This is a genomic window from Pricia mediterranea (assembly GCF_032248455.1).
Lineage (GTDB): Bacteria > Bacteroidota > Bacteroidia > Flavobacteriales > Flavobacteriaceae > Pricia > Pricia mediterranea.
In genome coordinates, this window is sequence record NZ_JAVTTP010000002.1 from 80,306 (window position 1) to 98,507 (window position 18,202).

An 18,202-nucleotide genomic window follows, 5' to 3' on the forward strand; every position below is an offset into this window, starting at 1 on the left:
CTGTTTTAGCCTTTTGGTTCCAATAGATTTCTTCTCTGCGGAATCGGCGTCCCACCATGGTGAACGGCTGCAGAAAAAAACATAACGTCACATAAATCACTTAAAACAATTTTTAGAATATATGGAAACAACTAAAAATGGGTTCGCGACGATAAATCCCGCGACCGGAAAAGAAATTAAGGAATACGCTCTTATGAGCGATGAAGAAGCATTCAAGGCTGTCGAAAGGTGCCACAAAGCTTTTGAGGAATGGCGTTTAAAATCCTCCGCCGAACGTGGCAAAATTATCAAGGCTATCGGAAAGGAGCTGTCCAAAAATAAGGATAAGTTCGCCAGCTTAATGACCCAAGAAATGGGGAAGGTCCTAAAACAGGGCGAACAGGAAATCGACCTTTGCGCCGGTATCTGTGATTATACCGCAGATCATAGCAGTAAGGAACTGGCTGAAGTAGAGCGCGATTTGCCGAACGGAGGTAGGGGAGTCATTTCGTACTCGCCGATAGGGGTCATCTACGGCATCCAACCTTGGAACTTTCCGGCATATCAGGCCGTGCGGTATTCCATTGCGAACCTAATGGCAGGTAACGGGGTGCTATTGAAACATGCCGAAAGCGTATCGGGATCCGCATTACTTTTAAAAGAAATTTATGAGGATGCAGGACTTCCAAAGGATCTTTTTACGGTTTTGCTTATCGATCATGACCAATCCGACAAAATTATCGAACACGACTTGGTACGTGGGGTCACCCTGACGGGAAGTCCCGATGCAGGTAGGACCATTGCCAAAAAGGCGGGGGCGGTCTTGAAAAAGACAGTACTTGAACTCGGCAGTAACGATGCGTACTTAGTGCTGGACGATGCCGACGTAGAATTGGCCGCAAAAGTATGTGTCCAAGGCCGAATTTATAATAATGGGGAAACCTGTGTAGCGGCAAAACGATTTATAGTTGTAGATAAGGTTTACGATGGATTTAAGGAGGCGTTTACCAAGGGGATGAAAGCGATTAAAATGGGAGACCCTACCAAGAGCGATTCCGACATAGGGCCCATGGCGCGGGAAGACTTGCGAGATAAATTACACGAGCAAGTCGAAAAAAGTGTACAAAAGGGAGCCAAAGTGGTCCTTGGAGGAGAAAAACCGGAAGGGAACGGTTTCTACTATCCGGCAACCATCTTAGAAAACCTTGAGCCCGGGCAACCCGCATATGACGATGAGCTTTTTGGTCCCGTAGCTTCTTTGATACGAGCAAAAGATAACGAAGACGCCATGGGTATCGCCAATTCCAGCCGCTTCGGCCTAGGGGGTGGTATTTTCTCGAAAGATGAGGATAAAGCCTTCGAACTTGCCAAAAAGCATTTTGATACCGGAATGGTCTTCATTAATTCATTTGGACTCGCCCAGCCCAATATGCCGTTCGGCGGGGTGAAGGATTCGGGTTACGGCAGGGAACACGGTGGCTTCGGCATTCGTGAGTTTGTCAATGCTAAGGCGGTGATGAAAGTAAATATGGAAGACTGAAGATGGCCACGCCATAGCCGATACCTATTGAAGGCGCTCTACGCTTACAGCACGGATTACTTTTACAAACGAAATAGAATTACTAATTTAAATATACCTATATGAATTTTACAAGAAACGCTTCCGCCAATTGGGAAGGAAGCATTAAAGAAGGAAAAGGAAATATAACCACGGGCAGTGGTGCATTAGATAAGGCAAAATATGCCTTCGGCACCCGTTTTAAGGACGAAAAAGGAACCAATCCCGAAGAACTTATCGGGGCGGCCCATGCCGGGTGCTATACCATGCAATTAAGCGGCCTATTGGGCGAAAACGACTATACGCCAAATGACCTACATACCGATGCGAAAGTCACTTTTGAGGATGGTGAAATCACTAAGATTGCCCTGAGCGTATCAGGTAAAGTACCTAACATAAAGGAAGATGAATTCGTGGAATTGGCTGAGAAAGCCAAGAAAATATGTCCCGTTTCCAAATTATTGGATACAAATATCACCTTAGAGGCCAAGTTGGAGGCATAGAACGCGGCAGATCAAGTAGGGGCAGCAATTCTGTTGCCCTTAAACCGACTAAATTCAAATATAATGAGTAAAAAAGTAAATGCCTACGGGGCAAAAGATTCCCAAGCAGATCTCGAGCCGATGTCCATAAAAAGACGCGACGTGCTAAAAGATGACGTTGAAATCGACATCACCTATTGCGGCGTCTGCCATAGCGATATCCACACCGTAAAGAACGACTGGGGCAATTCCGTTTATCCGATGATTCCCGGACATGAGATCATTGGCCGTGTGACCGCGGTAGGGGAGAAAGTTTCCGATTTTAAGGAAGGCCAGTTGGTCGGTGTTGGCTGCATGGTCGACTCTTGCCAGAGCTGTTCTGCCTGTGAGGACGATATGGAGCAGTTCTGTGAAAAGGGAGCCACCATGACTTATGGAAGTAAAGACGAGCATATGGACGACCATACCCATGGCGGATACACCACATCGATCGTGGTGGATAAGAAATTTGTGTTGCATATTCCGGAGAACATCGACGAGAAAGCGGCGGCGCCACTATTATGTGCAGGAATTACGACCTATTCCCCTTTGAAAAACTGGAACGTCAAGAAAGGCGATAAAGTAGGTGTAATCGGGTTGGGCGGTCTCGGACACATGGGCGTTAAATTGGCAGATGCCATGGGCGCGCATGTCGTGATGATCACGACCTCCCCCGACAAGGCGGAGGATGCCGAGCGTTTGGGGGCAGACGAAGTGCTGATCTCAAAGGATAAGGATGCCATGAAAGAACATCAGGGCAGTTTTGACTTTATTCTGAACACGATTCCCGTTGGCCATGATATGAATCCTTATATCAACCTATTGAAAAGAGATGCCACCATGGTACTCGTGGGGGCGGTGGAACCCTTGGAACCCGTTCATGGAGGAGGCTTGATAATGGGTCGAAAGCGCATCGCGGGATCCCTTATCGGCGGCATTAAGGAAACTCAGGAAATGCTGGATTTCTGTGGGGAACACAATATCGTTTCCGATATCGAACTCATTGACATCAGTGATATCAACAAGGCTTACGACCGCGTGATGGACTCCGACGTAAAGTACCGATTCGTAATAGATATGGCTTCTTTGAAGAACTGATAGAATTTTTGGGTAGCGCCGACAGGTCCGCCTTCAGGCGGATCTGTTTTTTTGAGACCCATGAAAGACCTATCTTTAAACAATTGCTTAACCCTGAAACACAGTTAATTTTATTCAAGATGAAAAAGACAAAATATTCCCTTCTGGAACTCGCTATGGTAGGAGAGGATATAGATCACGATGAGGTATTCAAGAACAGTGTTGAGACGGCACAAAAAGCCGAAGATATGGGGTACCATCGCTTCTGGTTGGCGGAACACCACAACATGATCAGTATCGCCAGTTCGGCTACCGTAGTTTTAATAGGCCATATCGCTGGCCATACCGACACTATTCGCGTCGGCTCTGGCGGCATTATGCTTCCAAACCATTCTCCCTTGATCGTTGCGGAGCAATTCGGTACTCTGGGACACTTGTATCCGAAGAGGGTCGATCTGGGATTGGGAAGGGCCCCTGGCACCGATCAGGTAACGGCCCATGCCATACGTAGCGACCGTATGAGTGCCGTTCACCGGTTTCCCGATGAGGTACGGGAAATCCAAAGTTATTTTGAAAACCGCTCCACGGCGGAAAAAGTACGCGCAACTGTGGCGGAAGGAGTTGACATGCCCCTCTATATTCTTGGATCTAGTACCGACAGCGCCCATTTGGCGGCAAAATTGGGTTTACCCTATGTATTTGCGAGTCATTTTGCTCCCGGTCAATTGCATCAGGCACTTTCCATTTACCACAACGAATTCGAGCCATCCGAAAATCTTGAACGTCCCTACACCATTGCAGGGATCAACATCATTGCTGCAGACAGTCATGGAGAAGCGGAACGCCGCTCTACCAGTATGTACCGGATGATGTTGGGGGTACTTACCAATCAATTGGACTATATGCGACGGCCCACCGATATGACCGAAGACATCCGGCAATTGCGGGATCATCCGGCACTACGGCAAATGTTAAAGTATACCTTCGTGGGAGACCAGGACCACGTCAAGGAAAAAACCGAAGAGTTTGTTCGGGATACAGGAGTCGATGAAGTGATTAGCACATCCTACCTATACCATCAAGAACACCGGCTGCAATCCATAGCGCTATTTGCGAACGCAATGAAGGAACTACAATTTGAACAAATTGACCATGGCATTTGATAACACGTACCATTGATCAGCTTTAAGAAATCAAAAATTTTAGAAAAATGAAAATCACACATTACGGACAGAACACCTTATCCTTGGAGATGAACGGGGCAACCATTCTCGTTGACCCATTTATCACCCAGAGCAAACTCGCAAAGGATAAAATCGATATCAAGGCCCTAAAGGCGGACTACATATTTCTGACCCACGCACATTCCGACCATATGCTCGATGCCGAAGCGATCGCCAAAAATACGGGCGCTACGATTGTCGCCAGTTTCGAGGTCTACCAACATTTTGCCGATAAAGGGCTCGAGGCAATGCCCTTGAACCCTGGCGGCACGAGAAGCTTTGATTTTGGGAAGGTAAAAGGGGCCACTGCCATACATTCCAGCAGTTTTTCGGAAGGCGGTTACGGGGGCATCGCCAGTGGGTTTATTTTCATGGCCGATAAAAATGTCTATGTGGCCGGCGATACCGCCCTTACGATGGACATGAAACTGATTCCCGAATGGGCCACCATAGACTTGGCCGCCCTCCCCATAGGCGATGTCGTTACCATGGGGGTAGAAGATGCGATTATCGCCAGCGATTTTGTGAAATGCAACAGGGTTCTGGGGGTGCATTACGATGCCTTTCCCTTTACCCGGATAGACCATGCCGAGGCCGAGCAAAAATTCGATAAGGCCGGGAAGGAACTGCTGCTACTGGAAGTGGGGGAATCGATAGATGTGTAATTATCTTTAGGTATATGGAGGTAATAACCTTGAGAGTACTAGCTGTATAAAACACCAGCATTAATTTCATATTGATTTTGGTAATTGTAGTTCCTTTCTAATCAATTTTACAGTAAAAAATTATAACTTATACAAACAACGATGGCTTTAGTATTAGAACCCATATTAGCGGAAGGTATCGCCCAAGTATCCTATTTTATAGGAGACGATAGTGCGGGATGCGCAGCAGTAATCGATCCCCGCCCAGATGCCGATATCTACCTCCAAAAAGCGCGACACTATGGCGTAACCGTCACTCATGTTTTTGAAACGCATATCCATGCGGATTTTATGAGCGGGGCGCGTGAGTTGGTAGCCCGTTGCGCTGGAAGCGCTAAGCTTTATGTAAGTGTTGAGGAGGATGCTACGTACGATTTTGATCATGAATCCATTCGAGAAGGAGATGAGTTTGAGTTCGGCGAAGTCAAATTAAGGGCAAAGCATACGCCCGGTCACACCCCCGAACATTTATCCTATTTAATATCCGGTACGCATGAAAAAGAAGCTTGGGGCGTAATGACCGGAGATTCCCTTTTTGTAGATTCTATTGGCCGGCCGGATTTACTGGGCGACGAAAAGACGGACGAATTGACCCGAGCGCTTTTTAACACCATGCGGGACTTTTTCTGCAAGCTTGGGGACCATGTGATAATATACCCATGCCATGCCGCAGGCTCGGCATGTGGACCTGATATCGGGGACCGTATGAGTAGTACGATCGGATACGAGAAAAAACATAATCCGTTCATGCAAATTGAGGTTTACGACGAGTTTAAAAAAGCCATTCACGATAATGCCCCACCCGTCCCGACCCATTATCCGAAAATGAAAAAACTTAATGTTGAGGGACCAAAAATATTCGGTCATACGCCACCTGTGCGTTCGTTGACCGTAGAAGAGTTCGAGGATGAAATGAATAAGACAGATACTCTCATTATAGACGCGCGAGATATGTTAGCTTTCGGCGGCGGTCATATAGAGGGTGCCCTCAATATGGGAGAACGTCCCATTCTATCGGTTTGGGCCGGATGGTTAATAGATACCGACGCACCTATTTTATTGGTTCTGCCCGATAATAAGGATCTAGAGCGGGTCGTAACCCTATTGTGGCGCACCGGGCATACCAATTTTAAGGGCTATCTGGCTGGGAACATGCGTAGCTGGCAAGAATCGGGCAAACCAATTATAAAATTGTCCCAACTCAGTGTACATGAACTCAATCAAAACAAGGGACACTATCTACCACTGGATGTACGCAAGGATAAGGAATGGCAAAATGGCCACATTCCTGATGCATCGCATATTTTTCTTGGCGAATTATCGGATAAGATGAGCAAGCTAGATAAAGAACGAAATCTCGCAGTTTATTGCGCTAGCGGCTATAGGGCCAGCATCGCGGCCAGCCTCCTACAAAAAAAAGGATTTAAAAATGTCAACAGCATTCCCGGAAGTTTCAAGGCATGGAAGGCTGCGGCTTTACCAATTGAAAATAAAACAGAAAATTAAAATAGGAAAAAACTATGGATAAGGATATTAAGAAAGTCAACAATGAAATTTCGGTGGCCGCTTTTGACCCGGATGAAAACAGCTTTAAGAACTTTGCCGAGCAGGGGTTCAAATCGGTCATTAATTTGCAGACCGATGATGAGGAGCAAAATGTCACTTCCGAAAAAGAAGAGGAGCTGGCAAAGGAAAATAATCTGAAATACAGGCACATTGGAGTTTCCGAAGATAAATTATCGGAAGCTTTGGTAGATGATTTCCGGCATGAACTTGAAAACCTGCCCACCCCGATCGTGGTCCATTGCAAATCCGGAAAGCGCTCTGGTGCATTTGTCATGATGCATATCGGGTGCCAGAAAAACATGTCCGGGGAAGAGGTTATCAAACAAGCCGAGGATATGGGATTTGAATGTGATGTGCCTGAATTGGAGCAGTTTCTTAAAAAATATGTGAACGAGCATTGACAGCACGCTGCCAAGATACTGCAGTGTTACCTTTTGCCACCGACCCCAAGGTAGCAGGGGTAGGGACTTAACGATGAATTGATGACCGGTTTCTTGAATTTGGCCGAAATTATTGTATTTTCATGCAAAAGTTGACCGTTCCAAACTATGAAAATACACATCCTCCTATTTCTTGCGCTTTCCCTTACGGTAGCCTGCAATACGAACACCAAGAAAAAGCCCGTCGACAAAACAATGGTGGACCAGAAGGTTCCCAATGTAGTGACCGCCGATATCGAAGCGGGGATCAAAGCCGATATCGCGGAAAAGGTCGAAGAGGGGGACGGCTACTTCCAATTAAAAACGGAAGAAAAAGATTTACGGCTGCAGCTGGTGCGCGTTCACACCGAATACCTGTCCAATTTAGGTCCCCGGCGGCATTTTGCCTGTGTGGACCTTGCGGATGTAAGTGGCGATGTGTACGACGTGGATTTTTTTCTGGAAGGCGATCCGGGCAACATGAAGGTTACGGAAACAACCCTGCACAAGCTTAACGGCAAGCCCTATTACAGTTGGAAAAAGCGCAAGGACAAAACCTGGTACCGCGTGCCCATACAAGGAGCTTCCCGGGATTTGGTTGGGGTCATCGAGGGAAGCGATAGTTTTGACTTTCGCTACGAAGTCACCTTGCCCGAAATAAAGGAATCCGCAAAATTATGGATTCCCGTGCCCCAAAGTGATCGTTTTCAGACGGTATCCATGTCCTCCTTAACCGCTCCGGTAGAGCATCGGATGCTCAAGGATGAGGAATATGGCAATACGATATTATATATGGAGCCTTCCCCGGCGGATAGCGGAAAAAAAATCGTGCTGACCTACGACGTCGAAAGGAAGGAGAAAGAGCCTTACGAAGAAAATGCATCGCCCACAAGATATCTCAATGCCAGTCTGCTGATGCCCGTTGGTGACCGGTTCAAAGTGTTGGCAGATTCCATTATAGGGCTAAAAAACAGCGAGAGCACTATTATGCAGGCCCGGGCGCTGTACGACTATGTCATCGACAATATGAAGTACATCAAGGCAGGCACGTACGGCACCGGCGACGCGGTCTATGCCTGTGACGCGCTGACCGGCAATTGCACCGAGTTTCATTCCCTTTTTATCTCCTTGGCCAGGTCGGCAAATATACCTTCGCGATTTGCCGTAGGGGCCTCGATTCCCTCGAACCGCGATGAAGGAGGTATCGATGGGTATCATTGCTGGGCCGAATTCTACGCCGAGGGAAAATGGTGGCCGGTCGATATCAGCGAGGCGAACAAATACAGTGCGTTGGCCACCTATTACTTTGGGCGGCATCCGGCGAACCGTATCGAGTTCACCCGTGGTCGGGACCTACAAATTGAACCCGGTCCGCAATCGGGACCCATCAACTTTTTGGCTTATCCCGTAATGGAAGTAGGGGGTGCCCCTGCCTTCCCCGAAACCTTTTTCTCCTTTGAGCGGCGTACCGAGGGCCGGCCCGCCAAAGAAATGGCAAGTCTCAAGTAAGGTTTGCCTCCAGTAAATATTTGCAGATTTAAAATCCCGAGACATCGAAAATCGATGCTCGGGATATGCTTTAATCAGGAAAGTCAGTTGTCCGACAAAAAATCGGACGGACACGATGACATTATTCTTTAATTATTGGGATGCTCTTCATCGGAAGAATCGTCGGTAGGATGTTCTTCGCCACCCGCATCTTCCGTAGGATGCTCTTCATCGGCAGCAGCTTCCGTTGGGTGTTCGTCGCTTTCAGGCGCTCCCGCTTCTTCGGTCGTTGTTTCCTTTTTTTGATCTCTGCAAGAGCTTAATGTTCCTGCCGCAACAAAGCTGAATAAGAGCATCATCAGGGCAAAATGTCTAAAGTTTTTCAAAATTTTCATAATAGTTTGTGGTTTTAGTGTTTGTAAAGATATTAAATTTAATTAAGTCCAGATCTACGTATCTATGAAGACAATCGAAAAAAAGATCTTGGTTACCGGAGCCACCGGAAAAGTAGGCCATGCCTTCACTGAGGCATTTCTGGCCGACCCAAATCAAAAAGGAACCCTAAGAGCGCTCTGCCATAAGCGCAGTTTAACCCCCAATGACCGTTTGGAGGTTATGCATGGTTCAATATCCGACCATACTACGGTGCAAAAGGCAGTGAAGGATATCACCCATGTAATTCACTTGGCAACCCCCAAAGAGGATGCTGAGACCATTATGGATGTGGCCATAAAGGGATTGTTCTGGTTACTGGAAAGTTGTAGGAAATCCGGTAGTTTTAAACGCTTTATATTGATCGGTGGAGATGCCAGCGTGGGGCACTATTTTTATCCCCACAAAAATCCTATTACCGAAGAGCAGGACTTTACAGCTTATCCCGGATGCTATGCCTTATCTAAAGTACTTGAGGAAACCATGCTACGTCAGTACTTCGTGCAATACGATCTTGATGGTACCTGCCTTCGCGCCCCTTGGATCATGCAAGGGGATGATTTAAGGCGGCACCTAAGCTTCGAAAAAGAGGTATTCGGCGTACCCGAATGGTATAAAATGGTCGACGCCCAAACCGCATTGGAATATCAAAAAGAGAACAAAATCCCCCTCATGCTCGATGCCAATGGAAACCCTATGAAAAGGAATATGGTGCATCTCAACGACCTGGTGTCCGCCATGATTATCGCTTTAGACCATAAGAAGGCAAAACAGCAGACCTTCAATATAGCCATGGACCGCCCCTTTGATTATGGCAAGGCTGCCGATTATCTTCTAGACACCCAAAAGGTCAAATCGGTAAAGGCGGCAACGGACTACCATTCCACTTGGCTTGATAATAGCAAAGCAAAATTTTTATTGGGATGGCAGCCGAAATACGGATTGGAGCAAATGTTGGATGATGCTTGGGGGGATGTTACTTTATAATTTTAGTGAACCACGAAAAAGCTGTAAAACAGAAGAATGAGATTATAGCGTTGAAATTGTTGCGTGACATTGCCATTTCTGTTTTATTGTGCTAATTTTAACAGGAAAGGAAAGGAGTTGTTAGTTCGGCTCAATTTTTAACTATTTAAACTTTACTATTATGAGGAACACATTACAAAGCTCCCTACGGCTAATTGGTTGTGGATTAGTTTTCAGCACCTTGCTCTTAACCTCTTGCTCTGAGGAAGCGATATCGACGGATATGCAACCGCTAGCTGATTCACAAGACCTTACGATAGCCTTAAAAACTCCACCTGCGGAGCCGATTATTATAGATGATTTAGGAACTGATGCATTAAAAACAACCCAAGCACCAGGAGTAGATCGTGGTCGCTTCAATATTACCTTGAGCTACCTTTTACCCCCGACCCCACGACAGCAAGAGGTTTTCGAGGCAGCCGCCGCACGATGGGAACGAATCATTATCAAAGATGAGCCATCTTTTACAGGCACGCTTCCTTCGGCCTTTGAAGGATTTCCACCTCTTGTGGACGAAGGAACTGTTGATGACATCATTATCGAGGTGGCCTTGGCCCCGATTGATGGTCCTGGAAATATTCTTGGTCAAGCCGGGCCGCAATTTGTTCGTACCGATGATTTTCTAACCTTGTCCGGGATTATGTTTTTTGATGTAGCCGACTTAGATTTTTTAGAAGAATTGAATCTGTTCGAGGAGGTAATAGTTCATGAGATGGGTCACGTTTTGGGTATAGGTACACTTTGGAACGTTGCGCCTTTCGGTTTTGACCGAACACTACGAGGCGGTTCAGATGATAACCCATATTTCTTAGGGAGAAAAGCCAATGTTTTCTGGAATGCCGAAGGCGGAACTCTAGAATTGCCAATTGAAGGTGATTTCGGCCCAGGAACTAGATTTGGCCATTGGGACGAGGAAGCACTTAACAATGAGCTGATGACCGGTTTTTTGAACTTGGGTGAAAATCCTTTAAGTAGAATTACCGCCGGGTCCATGAAAGATTTAGGTTATGGTTCGGCTTCTGTTGGCGAATCATACGATTTACCTAAGGGAACACAAGGTGTTGCAGCTAAATCTTCAGGTTCCAGGGAGGGGCTGCATATTGCAAAAATGGAAGAATTGCTACAGCCAGTAGGTTTTGTGAATATGAAGAAAAAGGGTAAGAAATAACAAAAAATAGTCCTTTTACTTTTAAAGGGAGAGAGAGAATTAATGTTAGTAAAGGCTTGTAACCGTGCGTTATGCTGTGTTACAAGCCTATTCATTTTAATGAATCTCAAATAGATTCTTCTCACGAGGTAAGGGAAAATCTAAATGCGAGTAGACGGTGGGAGGGGAGTGTGATGTTTCTAGAATGATATTTTACTACAAATTTTAACTTGTTGCCAGAATAGGTGCTTTTATTCTTGTTAATTTTTTGTATATTTATAAGTATTATAAAAAGTACTTCCTTTTTTTATTTCTTCCCCCCTTTAATTAAACATGAAAACACGCGGTAATGGGCATATCATGTATTTAATTATTCAAATTTATTTATTTGGTATGGTTAAAACTGTCCTATTCATTGTCAAGAGAAGTTAGAAAAGCTTCATCTAAAAACTTTTGAGCTGATTAATAACGTTAGCTTATCTTATTTGGTCTTGGATATCTGGAAAAAGCATATACTACCCGTCTGAGATAAATACGCATATGTGATCTGCAATCCAAGGTGTAATGTGAACCTAAAGTAAGGACAACCATGAAAAAACTTGAGAAGCATCTTTTGAGAATTTTAAAGGAAATTTATGGCATTCCTGAAAAACAACGGACTAAAGAACAAAATGAATTTATGTCCAATGTGATGTCAAAGAACTTGGATGCCGGAGAAAATATTGAAGGAATTATAGATAAGAAAGCCCTGTACAAAGGCATTAATTTGGACTTTCCAGGTCATGAAGTCACTATTGATCTTGATGAAAAAGATTGGCAAAAAACTCTTGGAACTATCTCTAATTTTACGGAATCGGGTGGATTGAACAAACCTTATCTCGGTTCTATTGATATCGATTCCGACGATTGGTTTCCGAGTCAATCTACCAAGTCTAGCGATAAAGATAACACTTAGTCAAAGGGCCGATTGCGTTTAAATCTTCAATCATGGAAACCAAAAATCAAACTCATATCGTTCAGTTTATAGAAGCGTTAAAAACGGTTGTTCCCGAAGAACTCAATGAGTTGCAAAAAAGCTTTTTGCAACTCTTTTCAAATGATGTCCCAGATTACAAAAGACTAAATACCTTATTAAATGATAGGAAGCTCTATGAAAGAATGAGTATATCGTATATAAAAAACATGGATTTGACTTCCGAAGATTGGAAAGCTATCCATCGTAATCTACTCGAAACGGATGAACATGCTGTTGATAGTGAAATATTAACTGAAAGTATCGATTTTCCGCCTCCTAAAGGCAATAACTCCACTGATTCGACATCAACGCCACCAGAGGATACAGAACCACCGCTCCGCCCACCCACTGCACCATTGAATGTTATTTATTTCACCGCTGAACTTAATGACACCATGGACGATATAAATATTCGCTTTAAGAAACCGAAGCAAGCGTGGCCTTCCGAACTTTCACTTTTTGTTGCGGATTTGGACAAGGTGCAGAATACGGTCAATGAGATTTATGGAGGAAAAGCACGAGAATCATTAATGCGTTCTCTAGCTGGCATAGCTAGGGTTGGGGGTACTTCTACCTTCTTAGAATTGGCAATATTGCAATTGGAGCAGTTCAGGAATGAGCTTGTTTTACGAAAAGGAGACGAGCTCAAACATTCTTTTCTTAAGGCTTTAGGTATTTATTCGCTTGTGGTTATTGGCAGTTGCCTACTTATACTTGTCCTACAGAATTTTAGATGGGTAACTTTCAACATTACCTCAATGATCGACCCTGTATTATTTAACAATGGATTGTTCATACTAATTGGTGCCTCTATAGGCGCATGGCTTTCGTTTGCGATTCGAAAAAAAGAAATTGTCTTTAGCGACTTAAGAATTCTCAGCGACAACAAGAGTGGCCCCTTGATACGACTGATAATCGTTTTGCTGATTTCGATATGCTTTTACTTTATGTTCCTAACAAATTTTGTAAATATTAAGATTGGTGAGTTCTTTGACACAAGCAATCTGTTAAATATTGACTATCGAAATCTAGCATTTTTGGTGGGTGTTTTCTTGGGTCTCTCTGAAAACTCTATTGGCGGAAAACTTACTTCACAAATAGATGGTTTTATTAGTAAATTTTAAGCAATGCCGCCCACTATGGTTAACTTTCTAAATTAATACAGTATGACCGTATTCGTAATTAGAGATTTAATAAATCGCAATCAATGCTTAGGTATTTGTGTGGTTAGAAATGCGGAAAATAAAATCGTTTTCACATCTCAAAGTCTAGAAAGAGGTTGGCTAAACAATGTTAGGAACATCTCATGTATACCGGCCGGTAAGTATGATTTAAGGTTAGAATGGTCCCCTAGGTTCCAAACGCATTTATGGGAAATTTATAACGTGCCCAATAGAAGAGAATGTAAATTTCACGCTGCGAATTTTGTAAGACAATTAAATGGTTGTATTGCGTTAGGTAGCAACAGGGTATTTCTTGATAACGATGGTTTAATTGATATTTCCAACAGTAGAAATACAATGAGAAGATTCCACCATGTTTTAAATGGCCTACACATATCTAGATTACATGTGGTGAATTCGGTAGTATAAAAATCTTATGATAATTTAAGTATTGGTTTTATGGCAACAGTTCGAAAAACGGTAACTTTTACCGAACAGCAGAATAAATGGATAAAAGCGCGAATCGAAGTAGGGGAATTCACAAATGACAGCGAATATCTAAGAAATCTTGTACGTCTGGACCAAGCTAACAATGCCAAGTTTATTTCGCTAAAAACAAAACTTGTTGAGGGTCTTGAAAGCAGTGTAAGCAATAAATCGTTGCCTGATATCATGAAAGAAGTCGAAGCACGTATGCGGGAAGATGGCAGTCTATAGACTTTCTAGAAAAGCCGAAATAGATTTGGCAGCAATGTATGGGTTTGGTATTTACAAGTTTGGGCTATCGCAAGCACAAAACTACTTTTATGCTATGCACGAAGTGTTTGAAACACTTGTTGAAAATGTGAATTTAGGTCGTGATGCCTCGGAGTTTATTGAAGATTTGAAAAGATTCTCTATATGGCGCACACCATATTTTACTTACTAGCGGCAAGCGGAACTTTTGTTCTTAGAGTTTTAAGCCAACGCATTGACTATGAGAGTAACCTGCAAAAGGGTTAGGAATACACCGAAATCACCTATACCTTATGGCAATTTTACATAACGGCTAATTATAGATACAGCGTTGCGAGGATTCTCGTATACGGGAAGTCTTGGATTTCCCAGCTTAGAATAAATTCTGTTTTGAGTAGAAAGGTTCAAGAAACGTAAATTAAAAATGCCGATGACCCCGTTGATAATTCCCATAAAAACTACAAAGGTCAGGGATATTTGACATAATATAATTATAGCTTACAGGTAAGATGGTGAATAACAAATACCTATGCTCATAACTGTACTATAATTTACATTATGTCAAATAGAAAATAAGTTTTGGCGAAATGGATTTGTATCCTAAGGTTTAAGACTTGCCCCTCTCTCAAAGGACGATCTCGCAATTCCGGCAATTCGTAATAAGCCCTTTATCTAATCGCAAAACGAGTCGACCTAACTAGCAAATCTATTTAGATAAAAGAATCGGTTCGGGCTTGATACTTATATGGGAATTTCGTCTTTATCACTTCTTGTTCCCAGAACACGAACAACATACTCGTCAACACTGTTTTGAAGTTTGTTGAATTCGGACAGCTGTTGCTTGGCGCGTTCCATATATTCATCAAAATAATCGTCGACCATTTTCTTTTTTTCCTTAAGCATATATATCGTTTCGGAATTCTTCTGGCTTAAGTTGTCCAGTCCCTTTCGAAGGAATTCGATTCTTTCAAACAGGCTGTACGTGGTCGGCTCACATCGGTATGAGCTCAAATGGACACGAAGCCGTTTAAGATCTTTCTGAACGAGCTCCAAACGTTGAACCAAAACATTTTTATCTGTTTCACCGATACCAAATCGTTGTGGTTTTACTGCTTCCATAGGGACGGATTTAGGTGGTTCGAAATTTCTTGAATGCCGGGGATCTATAAGCCAAAGCCTATGGCCTCCAATAAAGTTACGGAAAAAAACGGTCCGGTAGATGTCTAAAAATTAGGTTTTTCCTACTTTAACAGTACGTTTTGTATTCTTATACAATTTTTATCAACAACTACTCCATGCTCTAAGTCAAAAAATTATGTTTTTAGACACTTGCTATTTGAAACTTAACTGTAATTTACACGCATGGAAATAAATTTTGAATACGACAACGTCAATGCCAGTGACCGATTGGAAGAACTGGCCACCCAAAAAATTAATAAATTGGTAGATAAGTACGACTTTATGGTACGTGCCGATGTCTTCTTTAAAACGGAGAATACTTCTTCCGATGATACGGGAATGATCTGTAACATTCGTGTCAGTGCCCCGGGACCAAGACTTTTTGCGGAAGCTAGCCACGATAGCTTCGAAGCTTCCATCAAAGAGGCGGTAAATGACTTGGACCGTCAATTGAAGAAGAAAAAGGAAAAAATGAAATCCCACTAACGAACGTCCTTAGAGGGGAAAATGTGGAAAAAAATCCGTTTTCATTTTAAAATGAAAACGGATTTTTTCTGTTTTTAATAATTACAAGCGTTTGCCTTCCTTTTGAATATCAGTAAATTAGGGAATGTTCAACATCGAGCGTAATTCCTGTTGGTCGGTACTTACCCCATAAACTTTTTCATCGACTTCCATAGCCTTGGTTGCGGCCAAATCCCCTACATAAATGGGTATGAACCCGATATCGCTGATTAGCTGTTCCGTTACGGATTTACTTTTAGCATCTTGTGCCGCGAAGGGTACGGCCATGGGGTCCTGAGAATCGAAAGCACGTTCTTTTAAATCCTTGGCGTGAATGGTATTAAAAGCCTTTGCGGTCAATCCGGTCATAAATTTCGTAGCCGTATATTCAGAGGCATTGCGATTGTCGTCCCGAACATCCTGTGCCATTTCCCCATCGCGTTCGGGATAGGGATTCGTAGCGTCTATGATGACCTTGCCACCGTATTCCCCCGCATAGAGCTCGGCAATTTTATCAATATCCTTGAAAGGTACCGCCAAAAGATATACATCGGCCTTTGCCTCGAAGGCTTCGGTCACCGAGACTGCCTTGGAGTCTCCCCCACTCTCTTTTACCAGACCTTTTAATTCATTGGGATGTCGCGAACTGAACAGCACTTCGTGGCCGGCTTTGGCCCAGTGCTTTCCTAAAGTTCCACCAATATCACCGCTTCCTATAATTCCTATTTTCATAAGTTATGATTTTAAATTGTTGCTATGTAAATCGCGTACGTGCACGTCGCAATTTTAATTAAATTCTTTTTAGTCGTACATGGCCCCCTTGCCCTAAGCTTCTCCCCTCGCCGGATAATCCTTTTTCTTGATGAAATCAATGGCCTTTAACAAATCGTCTAGTTTAGGCCTGGCGAAAGGCATTGTTTGTACGGATGCTGCGTAGAGGGTCTTATCGGGCCGTACTAGGAACAGACCGGGTTCGGAGAACTGTTCCGGCTCTTCATCCTTTATTCCTTCGGAGATAAATAAACCCCATTCCCTCGCTTCTTCAATGGATAGTCCGTAGCCCACGGGCAATGCGGTGATATCCCATTCTTCTGCGGTTTTTTTGGCTAGTTTCTCCGAATCGCAGCTTGCAGCGATTATGTTGACACCACGGTCACTAAAATCTTCCAGTTTATTGGCCAGGGCCTCTAACTGCTTTTTGCACTCAGGGCAATGTAACCCTCGGTAGAAAACCAACATAGTGAAGTTTTCGACTTGCTGGGCCTCAAGGTTCCATTGTGTGTCGTTGATTAGCTCCAGTTTTAGGTCAGGTACTTCTTGTCTCGGTTTTATCATGGTTCTTTTTTGCTTAGGGAATCGACCACCATTGCTACAGGTTGTAATTCAGTTTTAATTTTCACATAACGTTTCACTTGGGGTCGGGTCAGTATATTTGCCATTTCCTCATTTTCCTGAGCGGATAATTGACGCAACATATGTAATTTGTCCTCCGTCGTTATGTCTAATTTCTTGATTTTTTCCGCCCGAATCAGAAATTCGCTGAGCTTTCGCTCGAAAAGACGGGTCTGGGTCCCCGTCATTACCAGTTCCGGTTGATACTTTTCCGTCAGCTCCCGTGCTTTCTCTTCCGTGGTGATTTTCCCTTCTTGCAAAAGGGGGTCTTGTCCATAAATGGTTCCGAAGCTTGCGAATACTATAACTAGAATGCCGATGTATCTAATCATATCTTTCTAACATTTAAAGTTTCCGTTATTGGCCCCACTCGTCCTTAAAAGCAAATTCACCTTGAGGATTTCGCTTTCGCTTCGCGGTTTCCTGTTCACGTAGTTCTTCGGAAAGTTCGTCCAGAGGGCCTCCATAGTACCCGATCGCAACGGCGGTCGATATGTGGTATCCATCGGGGATATCAAAGACTTCGTGTGCTTTTTTCCAATCCACGCCCGCCATATGGTGTAGGGCAATGCTCATATACTGTGCCTGTACGGTCATATTTCCAAGACTAAGGCCTAAATCATGTAGCGCGTGAAAGTTATCCCGCCCATCGTCCGTTTTCTCCTTATACGCGGTCAACATCAGTACCGGGGCCTCGGGCGCCCATTTCTTATTGAAGTCGCTCAGGCAACTGACAATTTTATCAAAACTGTCGGTTCCGTTTCTCGCATAGATAAACCGCCAAGGCTGCAAATTCGATGAGCTGGCGGACCAGCGTACGGCCTCGAAGAGCCGGTTCAGGTCGCTATCGGTCACCTTGGTATCCGCGAAGACACGTGGGCTGTATCGCTGCTTTAGCAACGCGTAAATCTCATGGTCGTTGTCCGCTATCTTATCCAGGGCCAATTGCCTCTCTTCGTTCATGTGTTCGGTGTCCTTCATTTGGTTTCAATTTATGTTAGATGCTAAAAATAGGACTTCGTTCCGATATAGCTTGACGCGACAGAAGTATTTTTTAATGGCATCCGTAGTTCG

At 44.0% G+C, this 18,202-nt stretch carries 22 protein-coding genes; 16 read left to right on the forward strand and 6 right to left on the reverse strand.

The window, feature by feature from the left end:
• Positions 1-121 precede the first annotated feature (121 nt).
• The 8 genes from RQM65_RS17860 (at position 122) to RQM65_RS17895 (ending at position 8,556) form a co-directional block, all read left to right on the forward strand.
• Complete coding sequence (locus tag RQM65_RS17860) at positions 122-1,519, forward strand: NAD-dependent succinate-semialdehyde dehydrogenase (protein ID WP_314016959.1); 1,398 nt, start codon at positions 122-124, stop codon at positions 1,517-1,519.
• A gap of 101 nt (positions 1,520-1,620) precedes the next feature.
• Positions 1,621-2,040 carry an OsmC family protein gene (locus RQM65_RS17865; protein WP_314016960.1) on the forward strand — a complete coding sequence of 140 codons (420 nt, stop codon included), beginning with the start codon at positions 1,621-1,623 and terminating at the stop codon, positions 2,038-2,040.
• 63 nt (positions 2,041-2,103) lie between these two features.
• Complete coding sequence (locus RQM65_RS17870) at positions 2,104-3,156, forward strand: NAD(P)-dependent alcohol dehydrogenase (protein ID WP_314016961.1); 1,053 nt, start codon at positions 2,104-2,106, stop codon at positions 3,154-3,156.
• A gap of 119 nt (positions 3,157-3,275) precedes the next feature.
• Entirely contained in the window at positions 3,276-4,298 is a 1,023-nt protein-coding gene (locus tag RQM65_RS17875; protein ID WP_314016963.1) for an LLM class flavin-dependent oxidoreductase, read from the forward strand.
• Between the two features lie 47 nt (positions 4,299-4,345).
• Positions 4,346-5,023, forward strand: coding sequence for a metal-dependent hydrolase (locus RQM65_RS17880; protein WP_314016964.1), 678 nt, complete (start codon positions 4,346-4,348; stop codon positions 5,021-5,023).
• 141 nt (positions 5,024-5,164) lie between these two features.
• Positions 5,165-6,568, forward strand: a complete 1,404-nt coding sequence (locus RQM65_RS17885; RefSeq protein ID WP_314016965.1) for an MBL fold metallo-hydrolase — start codon at positions 5,165-5,167, stop codon at positions 6,566-6,568.
• Positions 6,569-6,582: 14 nt separating this feature from the next.
• A complete protein-coding gene (locus RQM65_RS17890) occupies positions 6,583-7,029 on the forward strand; it encodes a protein tyrosine phosphatase family protein (RefSeq protein ID WP_314016967.1) in 447 nt (148 codons plus the stop codon).
• 147 nt (positions 7,030-7,176) lie between these two features.
• Positions 7,177-8,556 (forward strand): transglutaminase-like domain-containing protein, encoded by a 1,380-nt coding sequence (locus tag RQM65_RS17895; protein WP_314016968.1) that lies wholly within the window; start codon positions 7,177-7,179, stop codon positions 8,554-8,556.
• Between the two features lie 128 nt (positions 8,557-8,684).
• Here the strand turns inward: RQM65_RS17895 and RQM65_RS17900 are convergent, their stop codons facing one another.
• Positions 8,685-8,930, reverse strand: coding sequence for a hypothetical protein (locus RQM65_RS17900; protein WP_314016969.1), 246 nt, complete (start codon positions 8,928-8,930; stop codon positions 8,685-8,687).
• Positions 8,931-8,994: 64 nt separating this feature from the next.
• Between RQM65_RS17900 and RQM65_RS17905 the strand changes: the two genes are divergently transcribed.
• The 7 genes from RQM65_RS17905 to RQM65_RS17930 all read left to right on the forward strand — a co-directional run bounded on the left by RQM65_RS17905 (position 8,995) and on the right by RQM65_RS17930 (position 14,246).
• Entirely contained in the window at positions 8,995-9,954 is a 960-nt protein-coding gene (locus RQM65_RS17905; RefSeq protein WP_314016971.1) for an NAD-dependent epimerase/dehydratase family protein, read from the forward strand.
• Between the two features lie 160 nt (positions 9,955-10,114).
• Positions 10,115-11,161 (forward strand): leishmanolysin-related zinc metalloendopeptidase, encoded by a 1,047-nt coding sequence (locus tag RQM65_RS17910; RefSeq protein WP_314016973.1) that lies wholly within the window; start codon positions 10,115-10,117, stop codon positions 11,159-11,161.
• A gap of 568 nt (positions 11,162-11,729) precedes the next feature.
• Positions 11,730-12,095 carry a hypothetical protein gene (locus RQM65_RS17915; protein ID WP_314016975.1) on the forward strand — a complete coding sequence of 122 codons (366 nt, stop codon included), beginning with the start codon at positions 11,730-11,732 and terminating at the stop codon, positions 12,093-12,095.
• A gap of 32 nt (positions 12,096-12,127) precedes the next feature.
• Positions 12,128-13,279: a hypothetical protein gene (locus RQM65_RS17920; protein WP_314016976.1), complete on the forward strand. Its 1,152-nt coding sequence runs from the start codon at positions 12,128-12,130 to the stop codon at positions 13,277-13,279.
• Between the two features lie 42 nt (positions 13,280-13,321).
• Positions 13,322-13,747, forward strand: coding sequence for a DUF5675 family protein (locus RQM65_RS18970; RefSeq protein WP_432279873.1), 426 nt, complete (start codon positions 13,322-13,324; stop codon positions 13,745-13,747).
• A gap of 30 nt (positions 13,748-13,777) precedes the next feature.
• Complete coding sequence (locus RQM65_RS17925) at positions 13,778-14,035, forward strand: type II toxin-antitoxin system ParD family antitoxin (RefSeq protein ID WP_314016977.1); 258 nt, start codon at positions 13,778-13,780, stop codon at positions 14,033-14,035.
• Positions 14,022-14,246 (forward strand): type II toxin-antitoxin system RelE/ParE family toxin, encoded by a 225-nt coding sequence (locus RQM65_RS17930; protein WP_314016978.1) that lies wholly within the window; start codon positions 14,022-14,024, stop codon positions 14,244-14,246. The genes RQM65_RS17925 and RQM65_RS17930 overlap by 14 nt, the downstream gene beginning before the upstream one ends.
• A gap of 548 nt (positions 14,247-14,794) precedes the next feature.
• On the opposite strand, the gene RQM65_RS17935 is transcribed toward RQM65_RS17930, so the two are convergent.
• On the reverse strand, positions 14,795-15,172 hold the full coding sequence (locus tag RQM65_RS17935; RefSeq protein WP_314016980.1) for a hypothetical protein: 378 nt from the start codon (positions 15,170-15,172) through the stop codon (positions 14,795-14,797).
• Between the two features lie 243 nt (positions 15,173-15,415).
• Between RQM65_RS17935 and hpf the strand changes: the two genes are divergently transcribed.
• Positions 15,416-15,718, forward strand: coding sequence for a ribosome hibernation-promoting factor, HPF/YfiA family (gene hpf, locus RQM65_RS17940; protein WP_314016981.1), 303 nt, complete (start codon positions 15,416-15,418; stop codon positions 15,716-15,718).
• Between the two features lie 117 nt (positions 15,719-15,835).
• Here the strand turns inward: hpf and RQM65_RS17945 are convergent, their stop codons facing one another.
• From RQM65_RS17945 to RQM65_RS17960, 4 genes are all read right to left on the reverse strand, one after another.
• Positions 15,836-16,468 carry an NADPH-dependent F420 reductase gene (locus tag RQM65_RS17945; protein WP_314016982.1) on the reverse strand — a complete coding sequence of 211 codons (633 nt, stop codon included), beginning with the start codon at positions 16,466-16,468 and terminating at the stop codon, positions 15,836-15,838.
• 93 nt (positions 16,469-16,561) lie between these two features.
• Entirely contained in the window at positions 16,562-17,071 is a 510-nt protein-coding gene (locus RQM65_RS17950; RefSeq protein WP_314016984.1) for a peroxiredoxin-like family protein, read from the reverse strand.
• Positions 17,068-17,460 (reverse strand): hypothetical protein, encoded by a 393-nt coding sequence (locus tag RQM65_RS17955; protein ID WP_314016986.1) that lies wholly within the window; start codon positions 17,458-17,460, stop codon positions 17,068-17,070. Before RQM65_RS17955 ends, RQM65_RS17950 begins: the two co-directional genes overlap by 4 nt.
• A 25-nt stretch (positions 17,461-17,485) precedes the next feature.
• Positions 17,486-18,109, reverse strand: a complete 624-nt coding sequence (locus RQM65_RS17960; protein ID WP_314016988.1) for a nitroreductase family protein — start codon at positions 18,107-18,109, stop codon at positions 17,486-17,488.
• Positions 18,110-18,202 lie beyond the last annotated feature (93 nt).